The organism is Streptomyces sp. NPDC024555 (assembly GCF_055559335.1).
Genome location: NZ_JBVHKV010000038.1, coordinates 1 through 26929 on the forward strand (window position 1 = coordinate 1; position 26929 = coordinate 26929).

A 26929-nucleotide genomic window follows, 5' to 3' on the forward strand; every position below is an offset into this window, starting at 1 on the left:
GCCCCCGGGGGGGGGGGCGGCCCCCCCGGGGGGGGGGGGGGGGGGGGGGGGGGGGGGGGGGGGGGGGGGCCGCCCCCCCCGCGCCCCCCCCCCCCCCCCCCCCCCCCCCCCCCCCGCCGCTGTCGTCCGTGCCCGGCCGCGGTCCGGTACGGCTCAGCCGGCCGTGACCTCGACCGCCGCGAGGTTCTTCTTGCCCCGGCGCAGCACCAGCCAGCGCCCGTGCAGCAGCTCCTCGCGGGAGGGCGCCGCCTCGCCGTCGACGGCCTTCACGTTGTTCACGTAGGCACCGCCCTCCTTGACCGTGCGGCGGGCCCCCGACTTGCTCGGGGCCAGACCGACCTCCACCAGCAGGTCGACCAGCGGGCCCAGCTCCGTGACCCGGGCGTGCGGAACCTCGGACAGCGCGGCGCTCAGCGTCGCCTCGTCCAGCTCCGCCAGCTCGCCCTGGCCGAACAGCGCCTTCGACGCGGCGACGACGGCGGCGCACTGGTCCGCGCCGTGCACCAGCGTCGTCAGCTCCTCGGCCAGCGCGCGCTGCGCGGTCCGGGCCTGCGGACGCTCCTCGGTGACCTTCTCCATCTCCTCCAGCTCCGCCGGGCTGCGGAAACTGAGGATGCGCATGTAGCGCGAGACGTCGCGGTCGTCCACGTTCAGCCAGAACTGGTAGAAGGCGTACGGCGTCGTCATCTCCGGGTCGAGCCAGACGGCGCCGCTCTCCGACTTGCCGAACTTGGTGCCGTCCGCCTTCGTCATCAGCGGCGTCGCCAGCGCGTGCACCTCGGCGCCCGGCTCCAGCCGGTGGATCAGGTCGAGACCCGCGGTGAGGTTGCCCCACTGGTCGCTGCCGCCCTGCTGGAGGGTGCAGCCGTGGCGCCGGTACAGCTCCAGGAAGTCCATGCTCTGGAGCAGCTGGTAGCTGAACTCGGTGTAGCTGATGCCCTCGTCGGACTCCAGCCGCCGGGCGATGGACTCCTTGGTCAGCATCTTGTTGACCCGGAAGTGCTTGCCGATGTCCCGGAGGAACTCGATCGCGGACAGGCCCGCGGTCCAGTCCAGGTTGTTCACCATGACCGCCGCGTTCTCGCCCTCGAAGGACAGGAACGGCTCGATCTGGGAGCGCAGCCGCGCCACCCAGGCGGCGATCGTCTCCGGGTCGTTCAGCGTGCGCTCGGCGGTGGGACGGGGGTCACCGATCTGGCCGGTGGCCCCGCCCACCAGGGCGAGCGGCTTCAGCCCCGCACGCTGGAGCCGGCGCATGGTGAGCACCTGCACCAGATGGCCCACGTGGAGACTGGCCGCCGTCGGGTCGTAACCGCAATAGAAGGTGACGGGACCGTCCGCGAGCGCCTTGCGCAATGCGTCCTCGTCGGTGGACTGGGCGAACAGCCCGCGCCACTTCAGCTCGTCGACGATGTCCGTCACGGTTCCATGCTCCTTAAGAGACCGGTCAAGTTATATGTGTCAGTCAGTCTAGGCCGGTCAGACCCCCGGACTGACCGAGCTCATGTTGAAGTCCGGGACGCGCATCGCCGGCATCGCCGCCCGGGTGAACCAGTCGCCCCACTCGCGCGGCAGCGTCCGCTCGGTGCGCCCGGCCTCGGTGGCCCGCGACAGCAGATCCACCGGCGACTCGTTGAACCGGAAGTTGTTCACCTCGCCGACGACCTCGCCGTCCTCCACCAGGTACACCCCGTCGCGGGTCAGCCCGGTCAGCAGCAGCGTCGCCGGATCGACCTCCCGGATGTACCAGAGGCTGGTCAGCAGCAGGGCCCGGCCGGTCGTCGCCGCGACCATCTCCTCCAGCGAGCGGTCGCCGCCGCCCTCCAGCAGCAGATTGTCGACGGCCGGGGCGACCGGCAGCCCGGTCAGGCCCGCCGTGTGCCGGGTCGTCGTCAGCCGCTCCAGCCGGCCGCCGCCGATCCAGTCGGTCCGGCCGAGCGGCAGCCCGTTGTCGAAGACGGAGGCGCCGTCCCCGGAGCTGTGCGCCAGGACGAACGGGGCGGACTCCAGGCCCGGCGCGTGCGGATCGCTGTACAGGGTCAGGGGGAGCGGCGACAGGGTCTCGCCCAGCCGGGTGCCGCCACCGGGCTTGGAGAACACCGTCCGGCCCTCCGCGGCGTCCCGCGCGGTCGCCGACCAGAGCTGGTAGACCAGCAGGTCCGCCACGGCCGTCGGCGGCAGCAGCGTCTCGTAGCGCCCGGCGGGCAGCTCGATGCGACGCTCCGCCCAGGCCAGCCGCCGGGCGAGCGCGGTGTCCGTCTCCACCGGGTCGACGTCCTTGAAGTCCCGGGTCGAGTGCCCCGCCCAGGCCGAGCGCGTGCGGTCCGGCGACTTGGCGTTCACCTCCAGCGTCCCGTTCGGCTGGTCGTGGCGCAGCCGCAGCCCCGTGGACGTGCCCAGGTAGCTGGACGTCATCTCGTGGTTCGCGAAGCCGTACAGCTCACGGCCGCCGGACCGGGCCCGCGCGAAGGCCTCGCCGAGGGCCGGGGCGAACGCCGCGAAGACGTCCGAGTCCGTCTCGGCGGGCGCGTCGGTGAAGTCGGGCGACTGCGGCACCCCGGTGACCAGCGGCTGGGCGTCCTCCGCCGGACCGGCCGCCCGCGCGGCGGCCTCGGCGGCCCGCACCAGCGGCTCCAGGTCGTCGGCGGTGACCGCGGCCCGCGACACCACGCCGGAGGCGGCCCCCTCACCCCCGTCGACCGTGGCGATCACGGTCACGGTCCGGCCCCGCGTCACCCCGTTCGTGGTGAGCGCGTTCCCGGCCCAGCGCAGATTGGCCGACGACTCCTCGTCGGCGATGACCACACAGCCGTCGGCGGTGGACAGGCCGAGCGCGCGCTCGACGATCTCGTGCGGCTTGCTCACGCGGCTCATCGCCCGGCCTCCTGCGTCGTGTTCAGACTGTGCCTGCCCGGGGGACGCCCCCCGGACCCCCGGCCGGTTCCGTGGCTGACGCTCATCGCCCGGCCTCCTGCGTCGTGTTCAGAATGTTCACGCCCCGGAAGAGGGCGGAGGGGCAGCCGTGGGAGACGGCCGCGACCTGGCCGGGCTGGGCCTTGCCGCAGTTGAAGGCGCCGCCCAGGACGTAGGTCTGGGGGCCGCCCACCTTCTCCATCGAGCCCCAGAAGTCCGTGGTGGTCGCCTGGTAGGCGACATCGCGCAGCTGACCGGCCAGCCGGCCGTTCTCGATGCGGAAGAAGCGCTGCCCGGTGAACTGGAAGTTGTACCGCTGCATGTCGATGGACCACGACCGGTCCCCGACGACATAGATCCCGCGCTCCACCCCGCCGATCAGATCCTCCGTGGAGAGCCCGCCGGGATCCGGCCGCAGCGACACATTGGCCATGCGCTGGACGGGCACACGGCCGGGCGAGTCCGCGAAGGCGCAGCCGTTGGAGCGGCCGAGGCCGGTGAGCCGGGCCATCCGGCGGTCCAGCTGGTAGCCGACCAGCGTGCCGTCCTTCACCAGGTCCCAGGACTGCGCCTCGACGCCCTCGTCGTCGTAGCCGATCGTCGCGAGCCCGTGCTCCACCGTGCGGTCGCCGGTCACGTTCATCACGGGCGAGCCGTAGGCCAGCTTGCCCAGCTGGTCGAAGGTGGCGAAGGAGGTCCCGGCGTACGCCGCCTCGTAGCCGAGCGCCCGGTCCAGCTCGGTGGCGTGGCCGATCGACTCGTGGATGGTCAGCCAGAGGTTCGACGGGTCGACGACCAGGTCGTAGCGCCCGGCCTCGACGCTCGGGGCCCGCATCTTCTCGGCGAGCAGGCCCGGGACGGACTCCAGCTCCGCGTCCCAGTCCCAGCCGGTCCCGGTCAGGTACTCCCAGCCGCGCCCGGCCGGCGGGGCGATGGTGCGCATCGAGTCGAACTCGCCGGTCGTCGCGTCCACCGCGACCGCGGTGAACTGCGGATGGATCCGGACCCGCTGCTGCGTGGTGACGGTGCCCGCCGTGTCCGCGTAGAACTTGTTCTCGTGGACGGTCATCAGGGAGGCGTCCACGTGCGCGACGCCGTCCGCCGCGAGGAGCCGGCCGCTCCACTCGGCGAGGAGCCCCGCCTTCTCCTCGGCGGGGACGGAGAAGGGGTCGGTCTCGTACGAGGAGACCCAGGTCCGCTCGCCGTGGACCGGCTCGTCCGCCAGCTCCACCACCTCGCCGGAGCCCGCCGCCGCGGTCACCTTCGCCGACAGCTTCGCCAGGGCGACGGCCTGCGAGGCCACCTTGGCCGCGGCGTCCATCGTCAGATCGACCCCGGAGGCGAAACCCCAGGCCCCGCCGTGCACGACCCGCACCGCGTATCCGAGGTCGGTGGTGTCCGAGGACCCGGCCGGGCGCGCGTCCCGCAGCCGCCAGGTGGCACTGCGCACCCGCTCCAGCCGGAAGTCGGCGTGGGTGGCCCCGAGCGCGCGGGCACGGGCCAGCGCGGCGTCCGCGAGGGCCCGTAGCGGAAGGTTCAGGAACGACGGATCTACCTCATGGGGCACGGGCGGCCACTCCTCTGTGTCACATACCCATGGATCGGTTACGAGGCAGTGAAGCACGGCCGCGGCGGCCCCGCGGCCGAATTCCCCGGGCACCGGACGGGCCGGGCGGTCCGACTGTAGGAACCCCACAGTGCCCGGGGGGAGGCCCTGTCAGGGGCCGATTGCTCGCGGGGCGGACGGTACCGATAGGTTTTCGACGTACCAGACCGCTAGGGAAAGGGTGATCCGTTGAGCCGCTCGGTTCTCGTCACCGGAGGAAACCGGGGCATCGGCCTCGCCATCGCCCGCGCTTTCGCCGACAACGGCGACAAGGTCGCGGTCACCTACCGTTCCGGCGAGCCGCCCGCCGAGCTCACCGAGGCCGGGGTTCTCGCGGTCCGATGCGACATCACCGACCCCGAGCAGGTGGAGCAGGCCTACAAGGAGATCGAGGAGAAGCACGGCAATGTGGAGGTGCTGGTGGCCAACGCCGGTATCACCAAAGACCAGTTGCTGATGCGGATGTCCGAGGACGACTTCACCTCGGTCCTCGACACCAACCTCACCGGCACCTTCCGCGTCGTCAAGCGCGCCAACCGCGGCATGCTGCGGGCCAAGAAGGGGCGGGTCGTCCTCATCTCCTCGGTCGTCGGCCTCCTCGGCTCGGCCGGACAGGCCAACTACGCCGCGTCCAAGGCCGGTCTGGTCGGTTTCGCTAGGTCCCTGGCGCGCGAGCTGGGCTCGCGGAACATCACGTTCAACGTCGTCGCGCCCGGCTTCGTCGACACCGACATGACGCAGGTCCTCACCGAGGAGCAGCGCAAGGGCATCGTCGCCCAGGTCCCGCTCGCGCGCTACGCGCAGCCCGAGGAGATCGCCGCCGCGGTGCGCTTCCTGGCCTCCGACGACGCTTCGTACATCACTGGAGCCGTCATCCCCGTTGACGGCGGATTGGGCATGGGTCACTGATCACCATGAGCGGAATTCTCGACGGCAAGCGCATCCTCATCACCGGGGTGCTGATGGAGTCGTCCATCGCGTTCCACGCCGCCAAGGTGGCCCAGGAGCAGGGTGCCGAGGTCATCCTGACCGCGTTCCCGCGGCCCACGCTCACCGAGCGCATCGCCAAGAAGCTGCCCAAGCCCGCCAAGGTCATCGAGCTGGACGTGACCAACGACGAGCACCTGGACCGGCTGGCCGGTCTGGTCCGCGACGAGCTGGGCTCCCTCGACGGCGTCGTCCACTCCATCGGCTTCGCGCCGCAGGACGCGCTCGGCGGCAACTTCCTCAACACCCCCTTCGAGTCGGTCTCCACCGCGATGCACGTCTCGGCGTTCTCGCTGAAGTCCCTCGCCATGGCCTGCAAGCCGCTGATGAGCGAGGGCGGCTCGATCGTCGGTCTGACCTTCGACGCGCAGTTCGCCTGGCCGCAGTACGACTGGATGGGCCCGGCCAAGGCCGCGCTGGAGGCCACCTCCCGCTACCTCGCCCGCGACCTGGGCCCGGACGGCATCCGCTGCAACCTGATCTCGGCCGGACCGCTGGGCTCCATGGCCGCCAAGTCCATCCCGGGCTTCGACGGGCTCGCCGACGTGTGGAACACCCGCGCCCCGCTGGCCTGGGACATGACCGACCCCGAGCCGGCCGGCCGCGGCATCGTCGCGCTGCTCTCGGACTTCTTCCCGCGCACCACGGGCGAGATCATCCACGTCGACAGCGGCGTGCACATGATGGGCGCCTGACCCCGCCCCGTACGCACCGGCCGCGCACCGTCTCCCCGGAGGCGGTGCGCGGCCGTGTGCCGGGTCTTCGAGGCCCCTTCCCTTGTCCCGCACGGGCTCCCGCCGCTCAGGTCGAAAAGCCGGACGATCCACCGCAGAATGTGGAGGAACCGGACTTCTGGTCAGGCGAGGGGAGGAGATCGCCGTGCGACGTACACCTCACCGAACCAGGGCCCTGCTGGCGTCCGGCGCCGTCGTCGTCGGACTCCTCGTCCCGGCCGGGCTGTACGCCGCCGGGCATGTCGGCGCCACCGGTGCCGCCGCGCCCCCGGCCCCCAGCCCCGAACCCTCGGGCGCCGAATGCCGTACGTCGGTGAAGGGCTCCCGGGTCGTCGCCTACTGCCACAACCCGTACCCCTCCACCGACCGCGTCCAGCTGCACACCGAGTGCGCCCAGTGGTGGGACATCGACGCCGACGGCCGGGCCGTCGACGTGCCGCCGGGCCGGACCGTGCGCCTGGACGACCGCTGCTGGAAGGACGTCGCCTCGGCGTGGGTCACCCACGCCACGGCCCGGACCTGAGCCTCCCGGCCCCCGCCTCAGACCGGGTCGGCCAGGCAGGTCAGCGCATGGCTCGCGGCCTCCGTCGCCGCCGTCTCCGCGTCGCCCGCCCGGATCGCCTCGACCAGCCGGCCGTGGTCCATGTGGTTCTCCGGCCGCAGCTCGGCGCCGACGTCGCCCCGCAGATAGTCCCGCAGCAGATCGCCCAGGTCGGCGTAGAGGCCGGTCAGCACGTCGTTGTGGGAGGCCGCCACCACCGCCAGGTGCAGCGTCGCGTCCGCCGCCACGAACGCCTCCACGTCCCCGGCCGCCCAGGTCTCCTCGCGCCGCCGCATCAGTGTGTCCAGCTGCTTCAGGTCCCGGTCGGTGCGCCGGACCGCCGCCAGCCGCGCCGCGGACGACTCCAGGGTCGAGCGCAGCTCCGCCACATGGCGCGGATCGGCCGAGGCGAACCTGCGGTGCATCACCCCGGCCAGCTCACTGGTGGCCACGACATAGGTGCCCGAGCCCTGGCGGATGTCGAGCAGCCCGTTGTGCGCCAGCGCGCGCACCGCCTCGCGCACCGTGTTGCGCGCCACCCCCAGCTGCTCGACCAGCTCGGGCTCGGTGGGGATGCGCGATCCCACGGGCCACTCGCCGGACGTGATCTGGTTCCTCAGCTGGGCAATCACCTGATCGGCGAGTGCCGAACGCCGCGGGGTCGTCAGCGTCATGGTGCTCCTTGCTCGGGTGGGCGGCGGACGGCGGGCGGGCCGTCGTCTCGCGGAGGTGTCCGCATCTTCTCAGAGGATTGGACAACCAATCATCCCATGATTCTATGATGGCCCCATGCCTGACGACGAGACCCCGGCCGGTACCCCCGCCGGCACCCTGAACCCCGCCGCCCCGGCGGCCCCCCGCACCGAGGGCCCCGCCCGGTCCGGGGCCCCCTCCCCGTGGATCCTGCGGCTGGTCGCCGTGGGGCTCGTCCTCACCGCGCTCAACCTCCGCCCGGCCATCACCAGCCTCGGCGCCCTCCTGGAGGAGGTGCGCGACGGACTGCACATGAGCGGCAGCGTCGCCGGGGTCCTCACCTCGGTGCCCCCGCTCTGCTTCGCGGTCTTCGGCGTCATGGCGCCGCGCCTGGCCCGCCGCTTCGGACCTGGCGCGGTCGTCTGCGCGGGCATGGTCGCCATCACCGCGGGCCTGGTCATCCGGCCGCTCGTCGGCGGCACCGCCGGCTTCCTCGCGGCGAGCGCCCTGGCCCTCATGGGCATCGCCGTCAGCAACGTCCTGATGCCGGTGATCGTCAAGCGCTGGTTCCCCGACCGCGTCGGCTCCATGACCGGCCTCTACTCCATGGCCCTGGCGCTGGGCACCTCGCTGGCCGCCGCCGTCACCGTGCCGCTGACCGACGCGCTCGGCGGCGGCTGGCGGGCCGGCCTCGGCATCTGGGCGGTCCTCGCCGCCGCCGCGATCCTGCCCTGGCTCCCGCTGGTGCGGGGCGGCGCCACCGCCGGACAGCCCGCCTCCGCCCAGACCTCCGCCCCCGAGATGCGGATCACCCGCAGCCGCACCGCCTGGGGCCTCGCCTGCTTCTTCGGCCTCCAGGCCACCGCCGCCTACATCACCATGGGCTGGATGCCGCAGATCTTCCGCGACGCCGGGGTCTCGGCCGGCACCGCGGGCGTGCTGCTCGCCGTCACCATGGCCATGGGCGTCCCGCTCGCCTTCGTCATCCCCCGGGTCGCCGGCCGGATGCGGAACCAGGGCCCGATCGTCCTCTTCCTCGGCGCCTGCGGCCTCATCGGCTACGCGGGGCTCTTCCTCGCGCCGGCCGGCGGGGCCTGGGCCTGGGCGGTGCTCCTGGGCATCTCGAACTGCTCCTTCCCGCTCGCCCTCACCATGATCGGCATGCGCGCCCGCAGCGGCGCCGGCGTCGTCCGGCTCTCCGCCTTCGCCCAGTCCACCGGCTACCTCATCTCCATCCCCGGCCCGCTCCTGGTCGGCGTCCTCTACCAGCACAGCGGCGGCTGGGGTGTGCCGATCGCGCTGATGGCGGCCCTGATGGTGCCCCAGATGGCGGCGGGCTTCCTCGCAGGCCGGGACCGGACGATCGAGGACGAATGCTGAGATGCGAGACTGGGGCCATGTCTCCTGTGCTCGACCCCAATCCCCAGAACGGTCAGAAGAAGCTGCTCCTCGTCTTCGGGGCCATGCTGCTGATCACGGTCGTCATCGGCGTGGTCGCCTCGGTCTTCTCGCCCTGAGGTCCGCCGATGGTGGGGCTGGCCCCACCATCCCCTAGGGGGCCAGGGTCAGGGTGAAGTGGGTGGGTCACCGGATGGGACCGGCGCCGCCGGATCCGTAGGTTCGTGGGTGTCGAGAACCAGCACCCACGGAGGCGGTCATGCAGGCCCGTACGGACATCCGCTCCACCCGCCCGGACACGGCCGGAGTCGAGGTCCGGCTGCCCTGGTGGGCCGTCGTGCTGCCCTCCCTCGCCTTCGCCGCGCTCCTGCTGCTCATCGTCGGACCCGGCGAGGCGCACGCCGCCTCCGGCGACCCGGCGACCGGTCGGCTGCTGGGGCACCTCGTCGCGCTCCTGGGCCGCTGACGTCCGGTGACCGGGGCGCGGGAGCCCGTCAACACCCTGCGCCGGGCCGCGCGTTTCATGCGAAGCTGAGGTGTATGAGCGTCGATACACCTCGCAGGATCGTCCTTCTCAGGCATGCCAAGGCGGAATGGTCGAACGACTCCGACCACGAGCGGCCGCTCGCGGAACGGGGCAACAACGAGGCCCGGGTGGCCGGCCGCAAGCTCGCCGACACCGGCATCGCCTTCGACCTGGCCCTCTGCTCCACCGCCGCCCGGACGCGGGAGACCTGGAAGCTCGCCGTGCACGAGATGCCGGAGCGGCCCAGGACCGTGTACGAGGAGCGGATCTACGAGGCCTCGACCGGCGAGCTGATCGCCCTGCTCGACGAGACCCCCGACGAGGTCCGCGATCTGCTCGTGATCGGCCACAATCCCGGGATGCACGCCGTCGCCGACGCCCTCTCCGGCGCGGCCGAGGGCGACGCCCTGGCCCGGATGAGCCGCGGCGGCTTCCCGACCGCCGCCTTCGCCGTGGTCGCGTTCACCGGCGGCTGGAAGTCCGTGGAACACGGCGTCGGCACGCTCGTCGAGTACTGGACCCCGAACGACTGACCCCCGCCCGGCCCACGCAGGGGCCCCGGTACGCACACCGCGCACCGGGGCCCCTGCACGTACGCGCGACTACTCGACGAGGCCGTCGGCGGCCTCGACCTCCTCGCGCGTGATGCCCAGCAGATAGAGCACGGTGTCCAGGAACGGCACGTTCACCGCCGTGTGCGCGGCCTCGCGCACCACCGGCTTGGCGTTGAAGGCGACCCCGAGCCCCGCCGTGTTCAGCATGTCCAGATCATTCGCCCCGTCGCCGATCGCCACCGTCTGCGCCAGCGGCACCCCGGCCTCCTCGGCGAACCGGCGCAGCAGCCGGGCCTTGCCCGCCCGGTCCACGATCTCCCCGGTCACCCGGCCGGTGAGCTTCCCGTCGACGATCTCCAGCGTGTTGGCGGAGGCGAAGTCGAGCCCCAGCCGCTCCTTGAGATCGTCCGTCACCTGGGTGAACCCCCCGGAGACGACGCCCACTTGGTAGCCGAGCCGCTTGAGCGTACGGATCAGGGTGCGGGCCCCCGGCGTCAGCCGCACATCGGCGCGGACCTTCTCCACCACCGAGGCGTCCAGCCCGGCCAGCAGCGCCACCCGGGCGTGCAGCGACTGCTCGAAGTCGAGCTCGCCGCGCATCGCCCGCTCGGTCACCTCCGCGACCTGGGCCTCGCAGCCGGCGTGGGCCGCGAAGAGCTCGATCACCTCGTCCTGGATGAGCGTCGAGTCGACGTCCATCACCACCAGCCGCTGCGCCCGGCGGCTCAGCCCGGCCGAGACCACGGCCACGTCCACCCCGATCTTGGTGGACTGGGTGGCCAGCGCGGTGCGCAGCGCCTCCGTCCCCGTACCGGACACCGCGAACTCCACGGCCGTCACCGGATACTTCGCCAGCCGGAAGATACGGTCGATGTTCCCGCCGGTCGACGTGATGCTGGCCGCTATGGCGGCGGTCGACTCCGCGGTCAGCGGGTGCCCCAGCACCGTCACATGGGAACGGCCGTCGCCGCGCGGGCGGTTGTCGCCCGTGCCGGAGATGATCTCGGCCTGGAGTTTCAGCGACTCGGCCCAGCTGTGCACGGTGGCGCGCAGATCGCCCTCCGTGGTCCCGCCCGCGGTCGGCGCGGTGACCAGGGCGCACAGGACGATCCGGCCCCGCGTGACGACCTGCTCGATGTCGACGACGTCCACGGAGTAGGCGGCGAGGGTGTCGAAGAGCCCGGCCGTGATGCCGGGCCGGTCCTTCCCGAAGATCTTCACGAGAAGCGTCGGGGTGGCGGAGCCCGGTGACGCGGGGGACTCGGGAGACAGGGCGGGCTGCGGGGGCTGAGGTGCGCTCATGGTGCTCCCACCGTATCGGTCCCGGCCGTGCGCCCGGCGGCCCGTCCCGAGGACCGGACAGTGCGTCCGATGTCCGTGATCATGCTCTTGGAAGCGTTCCGCCCCGGTGTGCGGGGGGCTGCCGGGAAGCGTGAGGTTTGCCCCGGAGCGGTCGCAACAGCGCGGTCTCGGTTCGGTCACCGTCCCGCCCGGCTTTGGCATCGCCTTCCGCCCGGCTTTCGTATCCGGGACTGCTCCTGGAATAGTTCCCCACGATGTTCAGCATCCCTAGACTCCCTGCAACGGGGGTAACTCGGGGGACAACTAGTGGGGCGCGGAGTGCCGGAACTCGTACTGGAATTGAATGGCAGGACCTGGACGCTCGATCCGTCCAGGTCGTACACCCTCGGACGTGATCCGCAGGGCGACATGACGATCGACGACGCCAGGGTGTCGTGGCGGCACGCCACGATCAGCTGGAACGGCCGGGGCTGGTCCATCGAGGACCACGGCAGCACCAACGGCACGTACGTGCAGGGGCAGCGGATCCAGCAGATGGAGATCGGCCCCGGATCCACGGTGAACCTGGGCAACGCCACCGACGGTCCCCGGCTCAGCCTCAGCGCCGCCGGGGTGTACAGCGGCCGGGCCGCCGCGGGGGCGCAGGCCCCCGCCCCGCAGCAGCACGCCCCGGCGCCGCAGCAGCCGGGACCCGGCATGCCGCACCAGCAGGCCCCGCAGCAGCACGCCCCCCAGCAGGGCTGGCAGCAGCAGGCCCCGCCGCAACAGGCCCCGCAGCAGCAGCCCCGGGTGCCGCAGCAGGGCATGGGCGCGGGCGGTCCGGCGGGCGGCCCGCCCGTCTACGGCGACCGGAGCCCGACCACGTTCCACCAGCTGGCCCTCGACCGCGTGATGCGGATCGGCCGTGCGCTGGAGAACGAGCTGGTCGTCTCCGACCTCCAGGTCTCGCGCCACCACGCCGAGTTCCACGCGACGCCCGACGGCCGCTTCTCGATCCGCGACCTGGGCTCCCACAACGGCACGTACGTCAACGGCCAGCCGCTCTCCAAGTCCGGCTCGGCGCTGATCGGCCCGAACGACATCGTCGGCGTCGGCCACTCGACCTTCCGGCTGGTCGGCGACCGGCTCGAGGAGTTCGTCGACACCGGTGAGGTCTCCTTCGCCGCCCGCCACCTCACGGTGACCGTGGACGGCGGGAAGCAGATCCTCAAGGACGTCTCCTTCGGCGTCCCGGAGAAGTCGCTCATCGGCGTCATCGGCCCGTCCGGCTCCGGCAAGTCCACCCTGCTCAAGGCGCTCACCGGCTACCGGCCCGCCGACCAGGGCGACGTCCTCTACGACAACCGGAACCTGTACAAGCAGTTCGCCGAGCTGCGGCAGCGCATCGGTCTGGTCCCGCAGGACGACATCCTGCACAAGGAACTCACCGTCGCCCGCGCCCTCAAGTACGCGGCCAAGCTCCGCTTCCCCGCGGACACCACGGAGCACGAGCGCCAGGCGCGGATACACGAGGTCCTCGCCGAGCTGAAGCTCGACATCCACAAGGACAAGAAGGTCACCTCGCTCTCCGGCGGCCAGCGCAAGCGCGTCTCGGTCGCCCTGGAGCTGCTGACCAAGCCGTCGCTGATCTTCCTGGACGAGCCGACCTCCGGCCTCGACCCGGGCATGGACCGCGATGTGATGCAGCTGCTGCGCGGACTGGCCGACGACGGGCGCACCGTCCTGGTCGTCACCCACTCCGTCGCCGAGCTGGCCATCTGCGACAAGCTCCTGGTGATGGCGCCGGGCGGCGCGGTGGCCTACTTCGGCCCGCCGGACGAGGCGCTGAACTTCTTCGGCTACAGCACCTGGGCCGATGTCTTCTCGGCGTTCGAGAACTACCGCGACTACGACTGGTCGGGCCGCTGGCGCGGTTCGCAGCACTACCAGCTGTACGCGGCCGACATCGACGCCGTCGCCGCGCAGTCCGTCCACATGCCGCCCCCGCAGCAGATGCGCCCGCCGAAGCCGCAGGGCTGGTCGGCGCAGCTGTGGACGCTGATGCGCCGCTATGTGTCGGTGATCGCGTCCGACAAGGGCTTCATGGGGCTGATGGTGATCCTGCCCGCGGTGCTGGGCGTGGTCAGCGTGGTCATCCCCGCCGACTTCGGACTGGCACCGCCCAAGCCGCCGTCGCGGTTCAACGGGGACGCCGGAACGATCATGCTGATCCTGGTGATCGGCATGACCTTCTCGGCCGCCGCCAACTCCGTACGAGAACTGATCAAGGAACGGGTCATCTACGAACGGGAACGGGCCACCGGCCTCTCCCGCTCGGCCTATCTGATGTCCAAGGTCATCGTGCTCGGCGTGATCACGGCCATCCAGGGCGTCATCATCTGCGGTATCGGCTTCGCGACCCGTGATCTGCCCGAGGAGGGGCTGATCATGCCGCCGGCCGTGGAGTTGTGCGTCACGATCATCGCGCTCGGCTTCACCTCGATGATGTTCGGCCTGGTGATCTCCTCGCTGGTGAAGACCGCCGAGAAGACCATGCCGCTGCTGGTCATGTTCGCCATCGTCCAGGTCGTCTTCACCGGCATCCTCTTCCAGGTCTACGGTTCGCCCGGCCTGGAGCAGTTCGCCTGGCTGATGCCCTCGCGCTGGGCCATCGCCGGCGCCGGTTCCACGCTCGACCTGGCCCACCTGATGCCGCCGTGGGACGCCAAGAACCCCACGGACCTGGACCCGCTGTGGGAGCACTCGGCCGGCCAGTGGGGCGTCAACATCACCGTGCTGCTGGTCCTCGGGATCATCTGCGGAGTGGCCGTCGCCCGGCTGCTGCGCCGCCACGAGCCCGAGGTCATGCGCAAGTAGCGCCGGAGCGCGCCACCGTACGACGCCGGAGGGCGGCACCCCGCGGGGTGCCGCCCTCCGGCGTGTTCACAGCCGTCAGTACGCGCTGTTGACGTTGTCGATCGAGCCGTACTTGTCGGCGGCGTAGTTGGCCGACGCGGTGATGTTGGCGACCGGGTCGTACTGCGTGTGCGGGGTGCCGGACACGTGGTAGTAGTCGAAGGTCGGCTTGATGATCTGGAGCAGACCGATCGAGGGCACACCGTTCTGGGCGTTGATGTCCCAGTCGTTGATGGCGTTCGGGTTGCCGCTGGACTCGCGGATGATGTTGCGGTGCAGCCCCTCGTACGTACCGGGGATGCCCTTCTCCTTCATGATGGCGAGCGACTCCTTGATCCAGCCGTCCAGGTTGTTCGCGTAGACGGGGGTGCGGGACTCGGAGCGGCTGGACTTGTGGTGTCCGCCGCGCTCGGAGACGGCCTTCTTGACCTTGGCCTTCTTGACCTTGGCCTTGGTCTGCGCCTCGCTCTTGACCTTCTCGGCCTTCGCGACGGCCTCGATCTTCGACTTCTCGGCCTTCGCGGCGGCGGCCTTCTCGGCCTTGGCGGCGTCGACGGCCTTGACCAGCTGCTCGGCGGAGGCGTGCTGCTCCAGCAGGCTGTTCTGGATGGTCCTGGCCTGCGGGGCGTTCGAGTCGAAGACGACGGGCGACGCGGAGAGGGCCTGCGGCTCGGTCTCGGCCGCGGCGTTACCGGGCACCAGGGACAAGGAGAGTGCAGCGGCGGCGACGGCGGAGACGCCGGCGGCGGAGAGCTTCTGGGTCTTGTTCAGGTTACGGAGACGGGCGGGAATGCGGGACGCGGACATACAGGCATTACCTCTTCGAATCGCGGGAGTCCTCACGGAGGACGAAGACGGGAGCGACTGCGCATCTCCGTCGGGGACAACAGCAATTCTTAGCGGTGGCAAAATGGCCTGGCAAAGGTGTGACGTACGAAGCCGGATAGTGGAACACGGGGTCGTTTGTCCGTTATGACCCACGCGTGACGCCGAGCAAATCGCCCTTTTCCACCCACTAGGGGACTTCGTAAGTGACCTGGGCCCTATGCCCGGCCTCACACCGAACCCCGCCCCGCCTCACCATCCGTTGCTCCTGCAACTCATAGCGTGAGGCTCTGGAGCCCCTCCCGGGGCACCGGACCGCACCCGGACCCCCGCTCCCCGGGCAGCAGCAGGTGCACGTCCCCGAACTCGTGCCACAGATACCGGTGCTCCAGCGCCTGCGCGTACCCCCGGCCCAGCGCCGCACCGCCCGCGACCGCCTCCAGCATCAGCAGATGGGAGGCGCGCGGCTCGTGCAGCCCGGTCAGCAGCCCGTCCACCGCCCGCACCCCGCGCCGCGGCGTCACCACCAGATCCGTCCACCCGGACGCGGCCCGCACCACCCCGTCCGGCCCCGCCGACGACTCCAGCGCGCGCACCGCCGTCGTCCCCACCGCGATCACCCGCCCGCCGCCCGCCCGCGCGGCGTTCACCAGCCACGCCGTCGACGCGGGCACCACGAACCGCTCCGGGTACGGCGGCTCGTGCACCTCCGCCGAGGCCACCCCCGTGTGCAGCGTCAGCGGCGCGAACTGCACGCCCCGGCTCACCAGCGCCGCCACCAGCCCCGCCGTGAACGGCCGGGCCGCGCTCGGCATCTCCGCCGACCCGCTCCCGTCGGCCGACGGCAGCGCGAACACCGTCTGGTAAGCGGACAACGGCTGGTCCCGCTCCGTGTACCCGTAGCGGATCGGCCGCCCGTACCTCCGCAGCAGCTCCGGCACCCCCTCCGGCACCCGCGCCCACCACAGCCGCGCCCCCGGGCCCCCGCCGGCCACCGGCTCCGCCAGGACCAGCTCCGCACCGCCCGGCAGCCGCACCACCGCGCCCGCCGGGCCGCCGGGACGCGGCACGGTCGTACCCGCCCCGTCCGGCCGCCGCAGCTCCACCGCCCAGCGGCCGTCCTCGCCCCGGGTCGAGAAGTGCACCACCACCCGCTCCCCGCCGACCCGCCCGTTCACCGCGGCGGCCAGCGTCGGGGAGGTGTTCACCACCAGCACGTCACCGGCCCGCAGCTGCTCCGGCAGCTCCCGGAACACGTGGTGCGACACCGCCGTCCCCCGCGAGACCAGCAGCCGTACGTCGTCCCGCCCCGCACCCCGCTGCTCGGCGGGCACCCGCGCCAGCAGCTCGTCGGGCACCCGCAGCGCGTCCAGCGCCGTCATCACCGCTCACCCGCCCCGGACAGCAGGGCCCCGGCCGTCCAGCGCCCGCTCGCCGGACGCCGGTCCAGCAGCTCCAGGAACGCGGGCACCACGCTCTCCGGACGCGGCCGCGGGGCGGGATCCTCCGGCACCGCCGCCGCGTACAGCTCCGTCCCCAGGTCGCCCGGATCCACCGACCACACCCGCAGCCCCGGCTCCTCCACCCCCAGCACCGCCGCCAGCTGGTCGAGCGCCGCCTTCGACGCCCCGTAACCGCCCCAGGTCGCGTACGGCTCCACCGCGGCGTCGGAACTCACCACCACGACCGCGCCCGCCGCCGAGGCCCGCAGCGACGGCAGGGTCTCCCGCACCAGCCCCAGCGCCGCCACCACATTCGTCTCCAGCGCCCGCCGCAGCCCCTCCTCGGGCAGCTCCTCCAGCCGTACGAGCGGCTCGGCGCCCAGCGCGCTGGCATTGCTCACCAGCAGATCGAGCCCGCCGAGCTCCCGTGCGGCGGCGGCCAGCTCCGCCCGGTGCCCGGCCTCGGCCACATCACCTGCGACGGCGGTCACCCGGACCCTGAACCGGCTCCGCAGTTCCCCGGCGGCCTCCCGCAGCGGACCCTCCGACCTTGCGTCCAGCACCAGGTCCCAGCCCCGCTCCGCGAGCCCGGCGGCCAGCGCCCGGCCCAGCCCCTTCGACCCGCCCGTGATCAGTGCGACAGACATGACAGACGTCCCCTCGGCAGTCGGTCCCGGACCGGCAGGAGACCGGTCCGGACGCCTCCACCGTAGGAACGGGCCCCCGGCCCACGCCTCGGCCCGGGGGCGGGCCCGCAGGGCACTTCGACCTAGTTCCCACGGCCTAATCCGCGGCCGTCCACAGGCCGATACGGGACCGTCCGGCCGCCGGTACCGTGAGCCCCATGAGCCACCGCCCCGCCTCGGGCCTCGCCGCCGTGAGCGCCGCCCTGCTCGCCATGAGCAGGCACCTCGAAATGCGCGACGTCCTCAAGACGATCGTCGCCTCGGCCCGCGAACTGCTGAACGCGCAGTACGCGGCGCTCGGCGTCCCGGACGACCACGGCGGCTTCGCCCAGTTCGTCGTCGACGGCGTGAGCGACGAGCAGTGGAAGGCCATCGGCCCGCTCCCGCGCCAGCACGGCATCCTCGCCGCGATGCTCCACGAGGCGAAGCCCGAGCGCCTGGCCGACGTCCGCAAGGACCCCCGCTTCGAGGGCTGGCCGGCCGCCCACCCCGACATGTCCGACTTCCTCGGACTGCCGATCCGGGACGGCGACGACGTCATCGGCGCCCTCTTCCTCGCCAACAAGCTCTGCCCGAAGCCCGAGGGCAGCTGCGGATTCACCGCCGAGGACGAGGAACTGCTGTCGATCCTCGCCCAGCACGCGGCGATCGCCCTCACCAACGCCCGGCTCTACGAACGCAGCCGCGAGCTGACGATCGCCGAGGAGCGCTCCCGGCTCGCCCACGAACTGCACGACGCGGTCAGCCAGAAGCTCTTCTCGCTCCGCCTCACCGCCCAGGCCGCCGCCGCCCTCGTCGACCGCGACCCCGCCCGCGCCAAGGGCGAGCTGCACCAGGTCGCCGCCCTGGCGGCCGAGGCCGCCGACGAACTGCGCGCCGCCGTCGTCGAACTGCGCCCCGCCGCGCTGGACGAGGACGGCCTCGTCGCCACCCTCCGCACCCAGATCCAGGTCATGGACCGGGCCCACACGGCCCGGGTCACCTTCACCAGCGCCGGGGTCCGGGCGCTGCCGGCCTCCCAGGAGGAGGCCCTGCTGCGTGTCTCCCAGGAGGCCCTGCACAACGCCCTGCGCCACTCGGGCGCGGACCACGTCGACGTCACCCTCGCCCGCCGCGACGGCGGCACCGTGCTCCGCGTCACCGACGACGGCCGCGGCTTCGAACCGGCGGCCACCCGGCGGGCCGGACGCCATCTGGGCCTGGTCTCCATGCGGGACCGCGCCGCCGGGGTCGGCGGCACACTCAGCGTTGAATCGGCGCCCGGCAAGGGCACCACGATCGAGATGGAGGTGCCCTGTGGCTGACGGGACCATCAAGGTGCTGCTGGTCGACGACCACCAGGTGGTCCGCAGGGGCCTGCGCACCTTCCTGGAGATCCAGGACGACATAGAGGTCGTCGGCGAGGCGTCGGACGGCGCCGAGGGCGTGGCCAGGGCCGAGGAGCTGCGGCCCGACGTGGTGCTGATGGACATCAAGATGCCCGGCACCGACGGCATAGAGGCCCTGCGCCGCCTGCGCGAGCTGGAGAACCCCGCGAAGGTCCTCATCGTCACCAGCTTCACCGAACAGCGCACGGTGGTTCCCGCCCTGCGCGCCGGAGCCTCCGGTTACGTGTACAAGGACGTCGACCCCGACGCGCTGGCCGGTGCCATCCGCTCGGTCCACGCGGGCCACGTCCTCCTCCAGCCCGAGGTGGCCGGGGCGCTGCTCGCCCAGGACGAGCCCGGCGCGGGGACGGGCCGGGGGAGCACCCTGACCGAACGGGAGCGCGAGGTCCTCGGCCTGATCGCCGACGGCCGGTCCAACCGGGAGATCGCGCGGGCCCTCGTCCTGTCCGAGAAGACCGTCAAGACACACGTCTCGAACATCCTGATGAAGCTCGACCTGGCGGACCGCACCCAGGCCGCCCTGTGGGCCGTGCGGCACGGGGCCGCGGGCTGAACAGGCCCTCCGCCCCGGCGTCAGCCGCGATCCGGGAATTCACCCTCACGGGTATACGTCACCCGAACGGCGCATCCTCTTCCGGCCGCGGGCGTTCTTCAGGACGTGCCGCGGCGGACCGCCGCGGCGACGCGAGGAGGAACCTGAAGTGAAGAACCTGAAGAAGGCTGCCGCCGTCACCATGATCGCCGGCGGGCTCATCGCCGCCGGAGCCGGCGCGGCGTCCGCCACCGGCCACAGCGGCTCCGGCGCGCACGGCGTCGCGGCCCACTCCCCGGGTGTGATCAGCGGCAACCTCGTCCAGGTCCCGGTCCACGTCCCGGTGAACGTGGTGGGCAACACGGTCAACGTCATCGGCCTCCTGAACCCGGCCTTCGGCAACCTCGGCCTGAACGGCTGACCCGCGCCACTCCCCGTACGGCGATGCCGCCGGCCCGTCCTCCGAGGACGGACCGGCGGCATCGTGCGTCGGGAGGGAACCCACAGGGCGCCGCGCGCTCGCCGCCCATCCGGCGAAGCGGATACCGGGGGCCGCCCCCCCCGCCCCGGCCCCGGGAGGGGGAGAAGCATCCGCGGCCCGCGCTCCGGGCGTCCCGGGCGCGCAGGGGCCGGACCCGCTACCGCGCCCGCTCCTCCACGTACGCGTTGTACGCGGCGACCTGCGCCCGCCGGGCCACCCGTTCCACCGGCCGCAGCGCCTCGCCCCGCGCGGCCATCTCGGAGGAGCTCACCGCACCGCCGTGCCCGTCGTACGCCAGCGACACCAGCAGCCCGATCCGCTGCGCGAGCGCGAGCACCCGTGCCGCACGCGGCGGATACCCGGGCGCCAGCACCTCGCCACCCTCGGCCCGCGCGCGGTACGCGTCCAGCGCCGCCTCCGCCACCGGCCCGGAGGCCGCCACGTCGAGCCGCGACAGCACCGCCGTCGCCTCCCGCATCGCCTCGGCCAGCTCCCGCTCCGCCTCGCCCAGCGACGGCACGTCCGCCGGGGGCGCCTCGCGCACCGTCAGACAGTGCCAGACGCACTCGACGTGCTGGTCCCCGGTGTGCCCCGCCGCCCGCACCTCGGGCACCAGCCCGTACGGCGCACCGAAGGTGACGACCGCCTCCTCGGCCTCCAGCGCACGGGCGTTGAACTCCGCCGGGCCGCTCAGCCCCAGCGGATGCCCGGGAACCGGCAGCGCCACCCGGAAACCCGTCGCCCCCAGCCGCCGCAGCCGCCCCAGCGCGAGGGTCAGCCCGACCGGCCCGGCCTCGCCCGGCAGCCCCTCGACGCGGTGCACCGCGTCCTCCCCGACGATGGCCGCCGCCGCGTCGTCGGGCGACACGAGCCCGGCCAGCAGCGCGTTGCCCCAAGCGGCCAGCAGCCCTGAACGTGGTTCCGAAAGCATGGGCACAGCCTAAGGGCTGCCCCGCCGTCCCCGGTGGGCGTCCGACGACACCCCTCGGGCCGCCCCGCCGGTCACCGCCGATCCGCGGGACGGGCCCCTCGGCAGCCCCCTGGGACCCCCGCACTCGCGCGGTGGCGTAGGTTTTCCCTGGGAGCTGTGCCCACAGGCACGCGACGATCTCGACACTGCATGGGGAGACAACGCGCTCATGAGCGATGTACTGGAGCTGGTGGACGTATCCGTGGTCCGCGACGGACGCGCTCTGGTGGACGACGTCTCCTGGTCGGTCAAGGAGGGGGAGCGCTGGGTCATCCTCGGCCCGAACGGCGCCGGCAAGACCACCCTCCTCAACATCGCGTCCAGCTACCTCTTCCCGACCAGGGGGACGGTCTCGGTCCTCGGCGAGCGCCTCGGCGGCGTCGGCACCGACGTCTTCGACCTCCGCCCCCGCATCGGCATCGCGGGCGTCGCCATGGCCGAGAAGCTGCCCCGCCGCCAGACCGTCCTGCAGACGGTTCTCACCGCCGCGTACGGCATGACCGCCACCTGGAACGAGGACTACGACCAGGTCGACGAGGACCGCGCCCGCGCTTTCCTCGACCGCCTCGGCATGACCGAGTACCTCGACCGGAAGTTCGGCACCCTCTCCGAGGGCGAGCGCAAGCGCACCCTGATCGCCCGCGCCATGATGACCGACCCCGAGCTGCTCCTCCTCGACGAACCGGCCGCGGGCCTCGACCTCGGCGGCCGCGAGGACCTGGTGCGCCGCCTCGGCCGGCTGGCCCGCGACCCGTACGCCCCCTCCATGATCATGGTGACCCACCACGTCGAGGAGATCGCCCCCGGCTTCACCCACGTCCTGATGATCCGTCAGGGCAAGGTGCTCGCCGCCGGCCCCATGGAGACCGAGCTCACCTCCCGCAACCTCTCCCTCTGCTTCGGCCTGCCCCTCGTCGTCGAGCACCAGGGCGACCGCTACACGGCACGCGGACTCCCGCTCGGCTGAGGCCTGTTGCCGGTTCTGTCGCCGGTCCTGCCCGGTTGTGCCCTGTCCGTGAGGGCGCCTGCGGTCCTACCATGACCCCGTGGACATCGACGCGTGGGTGTGGTGGCTGATCGGTGCGGTGGGACTGGGCATTCCGCTCGTCCTCACCGCGATGCCCGAATTCGGTATGTTCGCCGTGGGGGCGGTCGCCGCCGCGGTCGTCGCGGCCCTCGGCGGCGGGATCGTCGCCCAGGTCCTGGTCTTCGTCATCGTCTCGGTGGCGCTGACGGCCGTGGTGCGGGTGATCGCCGGCCGGCAGCGCGGGGACCGCGCGCCCCAGCACGCCACCGGCATCGATGCCCTGAAGGGCCGTCAGGCCGTCGTCCTGGAACGGGTGGACGGCGCGGGCGGCCGCATCAAGCTGGCCGGCGAGATCTGGTCGGCCCGCTCACTCGACGCCGGACTCAGCTTCGAGCCCGGCCAGCAGGTCGACGTCGTCGACATCGACGGGGCGACGGCCGTCGTCATGTGACCGAACTGCCCCCACGCCAAGGCGCGTTCTGTCAGACTCGGTGACGATCATCAACCGAAGGGCACGAGGAAACGATGCAACCGATCATCATCGTCCTGATCATTCTGGTGGTGCTCGTCTTCATCGCTCTGATCAAGACGATCCAGGTCATTCCCCAGGCCAGCGCCGCCATCGTCGAACGTTTCGGCCGGTACACCCGCACGCTCAACGCGGGCCTGAACATCGTCGTCCCGTTCATCGACTCGATCCGCAACCGGATCGACCTGCGCGAGCAGGTCGTGCCCTTCCCGCCGCAGCCCGTCATCACCCAGGACAACCTGGTCGTCAACATCGACACCGTCATCTACTACCAGGTGACCGACGCCAGGGCCGCGACGTACGAGGTCGCCAGCTACATCCAGGCCATCGAGCAGCTCACCGTCACCACGCTCCGCAACATCATCGGCGGCATGGACCTGGAACGGACCCTGACCTCCCGCGAGGAGATCAACGCCGCCCTGCGCGGCGTCCTCGACGAGGCGACCGGCAAATGGGGCATCCGCGTCAACCGCGTCGAGCTCAAGGCGATCGAACCGCCCACCTCCATCCAGGACTCGATGGAGAAGCAGATGCGCGCCGACCGTGACAAGCGCGCCGCCATCCTCCAGGCCGAAGGAACCCGGCAGTCCGCGATCCTCACCGCGGAGGGCGAGAAGCAGTCCGCGATCCTGCGGGCCGAGGGCGAGGCCAAGGCCGCCGCCCTGCGCGCGGAGGGCGAGGCCCAGGCCATCCGCACCGTCTTCGAGTCGATCCACGCCGGCGACCCGGACCAGAAGCTCCTCTCGTACCAGTACCTCCAGATGCTCCCGAAGATCGCCGAGGGCGACGCCAACAAGCTCTGGATCGTCCCGAGCGAGATCGGCGACGCCCTCAAGGGCCTCAGCGGCGCCTTCGGCAACATCGGCGGCGGGGTCCCCGGCTTCAACACCGGCTCCGAGCGCCGCGAGGAACCCCCCGTCGACTGACGCCCGCCGCCCTCGTGCATGATCGGTGCACCAAGCACCGATCAGGCACGGGGGATGAGCCATGACCATCTGGGAGATGCTCGCCGTATTCGCGGCGGGGATCAGCGCGGGCACGATCAACACGATCGTCGGATCCGGCACGCTGATCACCTTCCCGGTGCTCCTGGCCGTCGGCCTGCCGCCGGTCACCGCCACCGTCTCCAACGCCCTCGGCCTCATCCCCGGCTCCATCAGCGGCGCCATCGGCTACCGCAAGGAACTGGAGGGCCAGCGCCGCCGCGTCCTCAAACTCAGCGCCGGAGCCCTCATCGGCGGCCTCACCGGGGCCACCCTGCTCCTCGCGCTGCCCTCCACCGCCTTCGAGACGATCGTCCCGGTCCTGGTCGCCCTGGCCCTCGTCCTCGTCATCCTGCAACCGCGCATCAGCAAAGCCGTCCAGCGCCGCCGCGCCCGGACCGGCGGCGAGGCCCGCCCCGACGGCGGCCCGCTGCTCTTCACCGGCCTGATGCTCGCCAGCGTCTACGGCGGCTACTTCACCGCCGCCCAGGGGATCATCTACCTCTCCCTCATGGGCATGCTGCTGGACGACACCATGCAGCGCCTCAACGCCGTGAAGAACGTCCTGGCGGCCGTCGTCAACAGCATCGCCGCACTCTTCTTCCTCTTCGTCGCCGACTTCGACTGGACCGCCGTCGTCCTCATCGCCGTCGGCTCCGCACTCGGCGGCCAGATAGGCGCCACGATCGGCCGCCGGCTCAGCCCCGCCCTGCTGCGCGGCCTCATCGTCACGGTCGGAACGGTCGCCATCGTCCAGCTCGTCCTGCGCTGACACGACGAGGCCCGCCCCCTCACGGGACGGGCCTCCTCCACAGCAGCGGACGTACGGCGGCTACGCCGCGGACCGCGACAGCCACTCCGGCAGCTCCGACCGGTCCCCGGCCGCCAGCGCCAGCAGCATCGCGTCCGCGGGCGAGGGCACGAAGGGCTGCCGCAGCAGCGGCATCCCCGCCTCCTCCGGCGTACGCGCGGCCTTGCGGTGATTGTCCTCGGCACAGGACGCCACCGTGTTCAGCCAGGTGTCCTGGCCCCCCTGGGCGCGCGGCAGCACGTGGTCGACGGTGCTCGCCCGCCGCCCGCAGTACGCGCACCGGTGCTGGTCCCGGATCAGCACCCCCCTCCTGGACCACGGAGCCTGTCTTCGGAACGGCACCCGTACGTACCGGCAGAGCCTGATCACCCGCGGCACCGGGATGTCCACGGCGGCACCACGCATGCGCAGCTCGGGGTGGGACTGCTCGACGACGGCCTTGTCCTGCAGAATCAGCACCACCGCACGGTTCAGCGTCACCGTCGACAGCGGCTCGAAGCTCGCGTTCAGTACCAGCGTGTCCCGCATCTCGCCCACCTCCCGTGTGCCGCCCGCCCCCTGGCAGGCCCGGATCAACTCTGGCCGGGCAGGCCGTGATGGACAACGCAATAAAAAGTGCCCTGCCCTGATCTCTCCAGGACCAGGGCAGGGCAAACGGCGGGGGAACGTCTGGATTCAGGCTCCGGCGGCGGGTTCCGCGTACTCCCCGACCAACTGGGCCCGGCCCAGCGTGTGGAAGCGCAGGTTGAAGCCGACCGCCGCCGGGGACGTGTCACTGTCCGGGCCGAGCTTCTCGGTGTCCACCGCGTACACGGTGAACACGTAACGGTGGTTCTCGCCGGCCGGCGGAGCGGCGCCCCCGAACTCCTTCGACCCGTAGTCGTTACGGGCCTGCACGGCGCCCTCGGGAAGCCCCTCGAACGCTCCGCTGCCCGCACCGGCCGGCAGCTCCGTGACCGACACCGGGATGTCGAAGAGCACCCAGTGCCAGAAACCGCTGCCCGTCGGGGCGTCCGGGTCGAAGCACGTCACGGCGAAACTCTTCGTCTCCGCCGGGAACCCCTCCCACCGCAGCTGCGGCGAGGTGTTCCCCGCTGCGAACACCTGCGCGTCCGCCAGCACCCCGCCCGGGGCCAGATCCTCGCTCACCACGGTGAACGAGGGCACCTCGGGATGGAAGTCGTGCGGAAGCGGGGCCCTCTTCGGCTCGGTCACGTCAGCTCACCTCTCCTGATGGTTCTGCTCCGGCTCCCGAGCCTAGAACCAGTTGCGCTGCCCGCCGACCTGCGCCAGCCACTGGTTCAGATACGCCGCCCAGTCGGTCCCCTGGAAGTCGTGCAGTCCGACCTTGAACGAGCGGTACGAGTCGCTGCCCTCGCTGAACAGTCCCGGCTTCTTGTCCATCTCCAGGATCACGTCCATCTCGCGGTCGTCCGCGACGAACGACAGCTCGACCTGGTTCAGCCCGCGGTACTGCGACGGCGGGTGGAACTCGATCTCCTGGTAGAAGGGCAGCCGCTGCCGCGTCCCGCGGATGTGCCCGCGCTCCATGTCGGCGCTGCGGAAGCGGAAACCGAGCTGCCCGAAGGCGTCCAGGATGGCCTGCTGGGCCGGGAGCGGGTGCACGTTGATGGGGTCGAGGTCGCCCGAGTCGAGCGCCCGCGCGATCTCCAGCTCCGTGGTGACCCCGATGTTCATGCCGTGCAGATGCTGCCCGGCGAACATCGTGATCGGGGTCTCCCAGGGGATCTCCAGCCCGAACGGCACCACGTGCACCGCACCGGCCCGCACCTCGAAGGCGCCGCCCAGCCTGAGCTTCGTGAACTCGATGTCCTGCTTGTACTCCTGGTCCTGCCCCTCGACCTCGACGCGGGCCTGAAGCCCGACCGAGAGTCCCTCGATCTGCTGGTCCACGGACCCGCCCTGGATCCGCACCTCGCCCTGGACGATCCCGCCGGGCACGACGTTGACCTCGGTCAGCTCCGTCTCCACCGAGGCACCGCCGGCACCCATGCTCGCGAGCAGCCGCTTGAAGCCCATGTTTCTCCTCCTAGGTCCTGACCCCTACATACGCGCGAGGACCGTACCCGGTTCCCGGTAACGTCGACCGGCATGAACGTCGATCTCCTCTCCCGCCCCGCCGAAGAGGTCGCCCCCGAACTCCTCGGCACGGTGCTCACCTGCACCACCCCCGAGGGGACGGTGAGCATCGCGATCACGGAGACGGAGGCGTACTCGGGCGCGGCCGACCCGGCCTCGCACGCCTACCGGGGCCGCACGTCCCGCAACGCCGTCATGTTCGGCCCGGCCGGACACCTGTACGTCTACCGCTCCCACGGCCTCCACTGGTGCGCCAACGTCGTCACCGGCGTGGACGGCATCGCCTCCGCCGTCCTCGTCCGGGCCGGCCGGATCGTCACGGGCGAGGAGCTGGCGCGCGAGCGCAGGGGCGCGGGGATCGACGCCCCGCGTCTCGCCCGGGGGCCGGGGAACTTCTGCCGGGCGCTCGGCATCACCTCGGAACACCTCGGGGCCGATCTCCTGGCCGGCCCCGAGGTGACACTGACCGACGGGGACCCCGTCCCCGCCGCACGCATCCGGGTGGGCCCGCGCGTGGGGGTGAGCAAGGCCCATGACTGGCAGCACCGGTTCTTCGTGGCCGGCGATCCCACCGTCTCGGCCTACCGGCTCAGCCCGCGCGCCAGGCCGTCCACCCCGGCCTGAGCCGTCGGACCGGCTGCCCGCCGAAGCGACTTGACTCTCTCTTGGTGGACCCCTAAAGTAGTCCGAGTCGCTTGACACGGGTACGTCCTTGGTTCGGTCCATCGGATCGCACACCGGGCCCCCGAGGCGGCCAACCACTACCTACGATTCACCCTCAGCGGGTGCGTATTTTGGCGTGCCGAAATACAGCCCAGGGACTCGATTATGAGTAACCGAGGAAATCCGCTAACGTAGTGGACACGCCGAAAGGGAAAACGCGAAAGCGAATTCCTGAAAGGCAAAAGCTGGACCCGCTTCGACCGGGAATCGGACACGAAAGAGTCTGATAGAGTCGGAAACGCAAGACCGAAGGGAAGCGCCCGGAGGAAAGCCCGAGAGGGTG

The 26929-nt window shown here is 71.8% G+C and carries 28 protein-coding genes; 16 read left to right on the forward strand and 12 right to left on the reverse strand.

Annotation, left to right across the window (positions count from 1 at the left end; all coding sequences use genetic code 11):
* Window positions 1-153: 153 nt before the first annotated feature.
* From tyrS to ACZ4FH_RS36560, 3 genes are all read right to left on the reverse strand, one after another.
* Window positions 154-1422 carry a tyrosine--tRNA ligase gene (gene tyrS, locus ACZ4FH_RS36550; RefSeq protein ID WP_383649271.1) on the reverse strand — a complete coding sequence of 423 codons (1269 nt, stop codon included), beginning with the start codon at window positions 1420-1422 and terminating at the stop codon, window positions 154-156.
* Between the two features lie 57 nt (window positions 1423-1479).
* Window positions 1480-2874: a metallopeptidase TldD-related protein gene (locus ACZ4FH_RS36555; protein ID WP_467310412.1), complete on the reverse strand. Its 1395-nt coding sequence runs from the start codon at window positions 2872-2874 to the stop codon at window positions 1480-1482.
* Between the two features lie 82 nt (window positions 2875-2956).
* Window positions 2957-4480 (reverse strand): TldD/PmbA family protein, encoded by a 1524-nt coding sequence (locus ACZ4FH_RS36560; RefSeq protein WP_467310414.1) that lies wholly within the window; start codon window positions 4478-4480, stop codon window positions 2957-2959.
* Between the two features lie 228 nt (window positions 4481-4708).
* Here ACZ4FH_RS36560 and fabG point away from each other — a divergent pair, with 228 nt between their 5' ends.
* The 3 genes from fabG to ACZ4FH_RS36575 all read left to right on the forward strand — a co-directional run bounded on the left by fabG (window position 4709) and on the right by ACZ4FH_RS36575 (window position 6763).
* The gene (gene fabG / locus ACZ4FH_RS36565; RefSeq protein WP_383649263.1) at window positions 4709-5428 is read left to right on the forward strand and encodes a 3-oxoacyl-[acyl-carrier-protein] reductase; all 720 of its coding nucleotides are present in this window, start codon (window positions 4709-4711) and stop codon (window positions 5426-5428) included.
* Window positions 5429-5433: 5 nt separating this feature from the next.
* Window positions 5434-6201: an enoyl-ACP reductase FabI gene (fabI, locus tag ACZ4FH_RS36570; protein WP_450685441.1), complete on the forward strand. Its 768-nt coding sequence runs from the start codon at window positions 5434-5436 to the stop codon at window positions 6199-6201.
* 184 nt (window positions 6202-6385) lie between these two features.
* A complete protein-coding gene (locus tag ACZ4FH_RS36575) occupies window positions 6386-6763 on the forward strand; it encodes a hypothetical protein (protein ID WP_467310418.1) in 378 nt (125 codons plus the stop codon).
* 17 nt (window positions 6764-6780) lie between these two features.
* Here ACZ4FH_RS36575 and ACZ4FH_RS36580 read toward each other — a convergent pair whose 3' ends face one another.
* The gene (locus tag ACZ4FH_RS36580) at window positions 6781-7455 is read right to left on the reverse strand and encodes a FadR/GntR family transcriptional regulator (RefSeq protein ID WP_383649252.1); all 675 of its coding nucleotides are present in this window, start codon (window positions 7453-7455) and stop codon (window positions 6781-6783) included.
* Window positions 7456-7570: 115 nt separating this feature from the next.
* On the opposite strand from ACZ4FH_RS36580, the gene ACZ4FH_RS36585 reads away from it, so the two are divergent.
* The 4 genes from ACZ4FH_RS36585 to ACZ4FH_RS36600 all read left to right on the forward strand — a co-directional run bounded on the left by ACZ4FH_RS36585 (window position 7571) and on the right by ACZ4FH_RS36600 (window position 9931).
* Complete coding sequence (locus ACZ4FH_RS36585; protein WP_467310419.1) at window positions 7571-8854, forward strand: CynX/NimT family MFS transporter; 1284 nt, start codon at window positions 7571-7573, stop codon at window positions 8852-8854.
* A 26-nt stretch (window positions 8855-8880) separates the two neighbouring features.
* Window positions 8881-8991 carry an SGM_5486 family transporter-associated protein gene (locus ACZ4FH_RS36590; RefSeq protein WP_467310447.1) on the forward strand — a complete coding sequence of 37 codons (111 nt, stop codon included), beginning with the start codon at window positions 8881-8883 and terminating at the stop codon, window positions 8989-8991.
* Window positions 8992-9131: 140 nt separating this feature from the next.
* Window positions 9132-9338, forward strand: a complete 207-nt coding sequence (locus ACZ4FH_RS36595) for a hypothetical protein (RefSeq protein ID WP_467310420.1) — start codon at window positions 9132-9134, stop codon at window positions 9336-9338.
* Window positions 9339-9412: 74 nt separating this feature from the next.
* Window positions 9413-9931: a SixA phosphatase family protein gene (locus ACZ4FH_RS36600; protein WP_383649243.1), complete on the forward strand. Its 519-nt coding sequence runs from the start codon at window positions 9413-9415 to the stop codon at window positions 9929-9931.
* Between the two features lie 69 nt (window positions 9932-10000).
* Here the strand turns inward: ACZ4FH_RS36600 and serB are convergent, their stop codons facing one another.
* The gene (serB, locus tag ACZ4FH_RS36605; protein ID WP_467310421.1) at window positions 10001-11254 is read right to left on the reverse strand and encodes a phosphoserine phosphatase SerB; all 1254 of its coding nucleotides are present in this window, start codon (window positions 11252-11254) and stop codon (window positions 10001-10003) included.
* A gap of 306 nt (window positions 11255-11560) precedes the next feature.
* On the opposite strand from serB, the gene ACZ4FH_RS36610 reads away from it, so the two are divergent.
* Entirely contained in the window at window positions 11561-14110 is a 2550-nt protein-coding gene (locus ACZ4FH_RS36610; RefSeq protein ID WP_467310422.1) for an ABC transporter ATP-binding protein/permease, read from the forward strand.
* A gap of 75 nt (window positions 14111-14185) precedes the next feature.
* Here the strand turns inward: ACZ4FH_RS36610 and ACZ4FH_RS36615 are convergent, their stop codons facing one another.
* The 3 genes from ACZ4FH_RS36615 to ACZ4FH_RS36625 all read right to left on the reverse strand — a co-directional run bounded on the left by ACZ4FH_RS36615 (window position 14186) and on the right by ACZ4FH_RS36625 (window position 17063).
* The gene (locus ACZ4FH_RS36615) at window positions 14186-14956 is read right to left on the reverse strand and encodes a transglycosylase SLT domain-containing protein (protein ID WP_467310424.1); all 771 of its coding nucleotides are present in this window, start codon (window positions 14954-14956) and stop codon (window positions 14186-14188) included.
* A gap of 293 nt (window positions 14957-15249) precedes the next feature.
* Window positions 15250-16356, reverse strand: coding sequence for an S-adenosylmethionine:tRNA ribosyltransferase-isomerase (locus tag ACZ4FH_RS36620; protein WP_467310426.1), 1107 nt, complete (start codon window positions 16354-16356; stop codon window positions 15250-15252).
* Complete coding sequence (locus tag ACZ4FH_RS36625) at window positions 16356-17063, reverse strand: SDR family NAD(P)-dependent oxidoreductase (protein WP_467310428.1); 708 nt, start codon at window positions 17061-17063, stop codon at window positions 16356-16358. Before ACZ4FH_RS36625 ends, ACZ4FH_RS36620 begins: the two co-directional genes overlap by 1 nt.
* A 197-nt stretch (window positions 17064-17260) precedes the next feature.
* Here ACZ4FH_RS36625 and ACZ4FH_RS36630 point away from each other — a divergent pair, with 197 nt between their 5' ends.
* The 3 genes from ACZ4FH_RS36630 (at window position 17261) to ACZ4FH_RS36640 (ending at window position 19443) form a co-directional block, all read left to right on the forward strand.
* Complete coding sequence (locus ACZ4FH_RS36630; protein WP_467310430.1) at window positions 17261-18406, forward strand: GAF domain-containing sensor histidine kinase; 1146 nt, start codon at window positions 17261-17263, stop codon at window positions 18404-18406.
* Window positions 18399-19043 (forward strand): response regulator, encoded by a 645-nt coding sequence (locus ACZ4FH_RS36635; protein WP_383649223.1) that lies wholly within the window; start codon window positions 18399-18401, stop codon window positions 19041-19043. Before ACZ4FH_RS36630 ends, ACZ4FH_RS36635 begins: the two co-directional genes overlap by 8 nt.
* A gap of 148 nt (window positions 19044-19191) precedes the next feature.
* Entirely contained in the window at window positions 19192-19443 is a 252-nt protein-coding gene (locus tag ACZ4FH_RS36640) for a chaplin family protein (protein ID WP_467310433.1), read from the forward strand.
* Between the two features lie 217 nt (window positions 19444-19660).
* On the opposite strand, the gene ACZ4FH_RS36645 is transcribed toward ACZ4FH_RS36640, so the two are convergent.
* The gene (locus tag ACZ4FH_RS36645) at window positions 19661-20434 is read right to left on the reverse strand and encodes a hypothetical protein (protein WP_467310435.1); all 774 of its coding nucleotides are present in this window, start codon (window positions 20432-20434) and stop codon (window positions 19661-19663) included.
* 208 nt (window positions 20435-20642) lie between these two features.
* Between ACZ4FH_RS36645 and ACZ4FH_RS36650 the strand changes: the two genes are divergently transcribed.
* From ACZ4FH_RS36650 to ACZ4FH_RS36665, 4 genes are all read left to right on the forward strand, one after another.
* Complete coding sequence (locus tag ACZ4FH_RS36650) at window positions 20643-21440, forward strand: ABC transporter ATP-binding protein (protein ID WP_383649217.1); 798 nt, start codon at window positions 20643-20645, stop codon at window positions 21438-21440.
* 79 nt (window positions 21441-21519) lie between these two features.
* Entirely contained in the window at window positions 21520-21951 is a 432-nt protein-coding gene (locus ACZ4FH_RS36655; RefSeq protein WP_383649214.1) for an NfeD family protein, read from the forward strand.
* Between the two features lie 74 nt (window positions 21952-22025).
* Entirely contained in the window at window positions 22026-22955 is a 930-nt protein-coding gene (locus ACZ4FH_RS36660; RefSeq protein ID WP_467310438.1) for an SPFH domain-containing protein, read from the forward strand.
* 61 nt (window positions 22956-23016) lie between these two features.
* Window positions 23017-23784, forward strand: coding sequence for a sulfite exporter TauE/SafE family protein (locus ACZ4FH_RS36665; protein WP_467310440.1), 768 nt, complete (start codon window positions 23017-23019; stop codon window positions 23782-23784).
* Between the two features lie 60 nt (window positions 23785-23844).
* Here ACZ4FH_RS36665 and ACZ4FH_RS36670 read toward each other — a convergent pair whose 3' ends face one another.
* The 3 genes from ACZ4FH_RS36670 to ACZ4FH_RS36680 form a co-directional block, all read right to left on the reverse strand.
* Window positions 23845-24351 (reverse strand): HNH endonuclease, encoded by a 507-nt coding sequence (locus ACZ4FH_RS36670; RefSeq protein WP_383649204.1) that lies wholly within the window; start codon window positions 24349-24351, stop codon window positions 23845-23847.
* A 147-nt stretch (window positions 24352-24498) separates the two neighbouring features.
* Window positions 24499-25038: a YbhB/YbcL family Raf kinase inhibitor-like protein gene (locus ACZ4FH_RS36675; protein ID WP_467310442.1), complete on the reverse strand. Its 540-nt coding sequence runs from the start codon at window positions 25036-25038 to the stop codon at window positions 24499-24501.
* Between the two features lie 42 nt (window positions 25039-25080).
* A complete protein-coding gene (locus ACZ4FH_RS36680) occupies window positions 25081-25863 on the reverse strand; it encodes a sporulation protein (RefSeq protein ID WP_383651475.1) in 783 nt (260 codons plus the stop codon).
* A 72-nt stretch (window positions 25864-25935) separates the two neighbouring features.
* Here ACZ4FH_RS36680 and ACZ4FH_RS36685 point away from each other — a divergent pair, with 72 nt between their 5' ends.
* A complete protein-coding gene (locus tag ACZ4FH_RS36685; protein ID WP_467310445.1) occupies window positions 25936-26547 on the forward strand; it encodes a DNA-3-methyladenine glycosylase in 612 nt (203 codons plus the stop codon).
* Window positions 26548-26929 lie beyond the last annotated feature (382 nt).

Excerpts from the sequence above, each read along its gene's own strand:
- ACZ4FH_RS36555 (WP_467310412.1), bottom strand. The coding sequence starts at position 2,874 with ATGAGCCGCGTGAGCAAGCCGCACGAGATCGTCGAGCGCGCGCTCGGC.
- fabI (WP_450685441.1), top strand. The coding sequence starts at position 5,434 with ATGAGCGGAATTCTCGACGGCAAGCGCATCCTCATCACCGGGGTGCTG.
- ACZ4FH_RS36580 (WP_383649252.1), bottom strand. The coding sequence starts at position 7,455 with ATGACGCTGACGACCCCGCGGCGTTCGGCACTCGCCGATCAGGTGATT.
- ACZ4FH_RS36585 (WP_467310419.1), top strand. The coding sequence starts at position 7,571 with ATGCCTGACGACGAGACCCCGGCCGGTACCCCCGCCGGCACCCTGAAC.
- ACZ4FH_RS36595 (WP_467310420.1), top strand. The coding sequence starts at position 9,132 with ATGCAGGCCCGTACGGACATCCGCTCCACCCGCCCGGACACGGCCGGA.
- ACZ4FH_RS36600 (WP_383649243.1), top strand. The coding sequence starts at position 9,413 with ATGAGCGTCGATACACCTCGCAGGATCGTCCTTCTCAGGCATGCCAAG.
- serB (WP_467310421.1), bottom strand. The coding sequence starts at position 11,254 with ATGAGCGCACCTCAGCCCCCGCAGCCCGCCCTGTCTCCCGAGTCCCCC.
- ACZ4FH_RS36615 (WP_467310424.1), bottom strand. The coding sequence starts at position 14,956 with ATGTCCGCGTCCCGCATTCCCGCCCGTCTCCGTAACCTGAACAAGACC.
- ACZ4FH_RS36620 (WP_467310426.1), bottom strand. The coding sequence starts at position 16,356 with ATGACGGCGCTGGACGCGCTGCGGGTGCCCGACGAGCTGCTGGCGCGG.
- ACZ4FH_RS36625 (WP_467310428.1), bottom strand. The coding sequence starts at position 17,063 with ATGTCTGTCGCACTGATCACGGGCGGGTCGAAGGGGCTGGGCCGGGCG.
- ACZ4FH_RS36630 (WP_467310430.1), top strand. The coding sequence starts at position 17,261 with ATGAGCCACCGCCCCGCCTCGGGCCTCGCCGCCGTGAGCGCCGCCCTG.
- ACZ4FH_RS36645 (WP_467310435.1), bottom strand. The coding sequence starts at position 20,434 with ATGCTTTCGGAACCACGTTCAGGGCTGCTGGCCGCTTGGGGCAACGCG.
- ACZ4FH_RS36650 (WP_383649217.1), top strand. The coding sequence starts at position 20,643 with ATGAGCGATGTACTGGAGCTGGTGGACGTATCCGTGGTCCGCGACGGA.
- ACZ4FH_RS36660 (WP_467310438.1), top strand. The coding sequence starts at position 22,026 with ATGCAACCGATCATCATCGTCCTGATCATTCTGGTGGTGCTCGTCTTC.
- ACZ4FH_RS36665 (WP_467310440.1), top strand. The coding sequence starts at position 23,017 with ATGACCATCTGGGAGATGCTCGCCGTATTCGCGGCGGGGATCAGCGCG.
- ACZ4FH_RS36670 (WP_383649204.1), bottom strand. The coding sequence starts at position 24,351 with ATGCGGGACACGCTGGTACTGAACGCGAGCTTCGAGCCGCTGTCGACG.
- ACZ4FH_RS36680 (WP_383651475.1), bottom strand. The coding sequence starts at position 25,863 with ATGGGCTTCAAGCGGCTGCTCGCGAGCATGGGTGCCGGCGGTGCCTCG.
- ACZ4FH_RS36685 (WP_467310445.1), top strand. The coding sequence starts at position 25,936 with ATGAACGTCGATCTCCTCTCCCGCCCCGCCGAAGAGGTCGCCCCCGAA.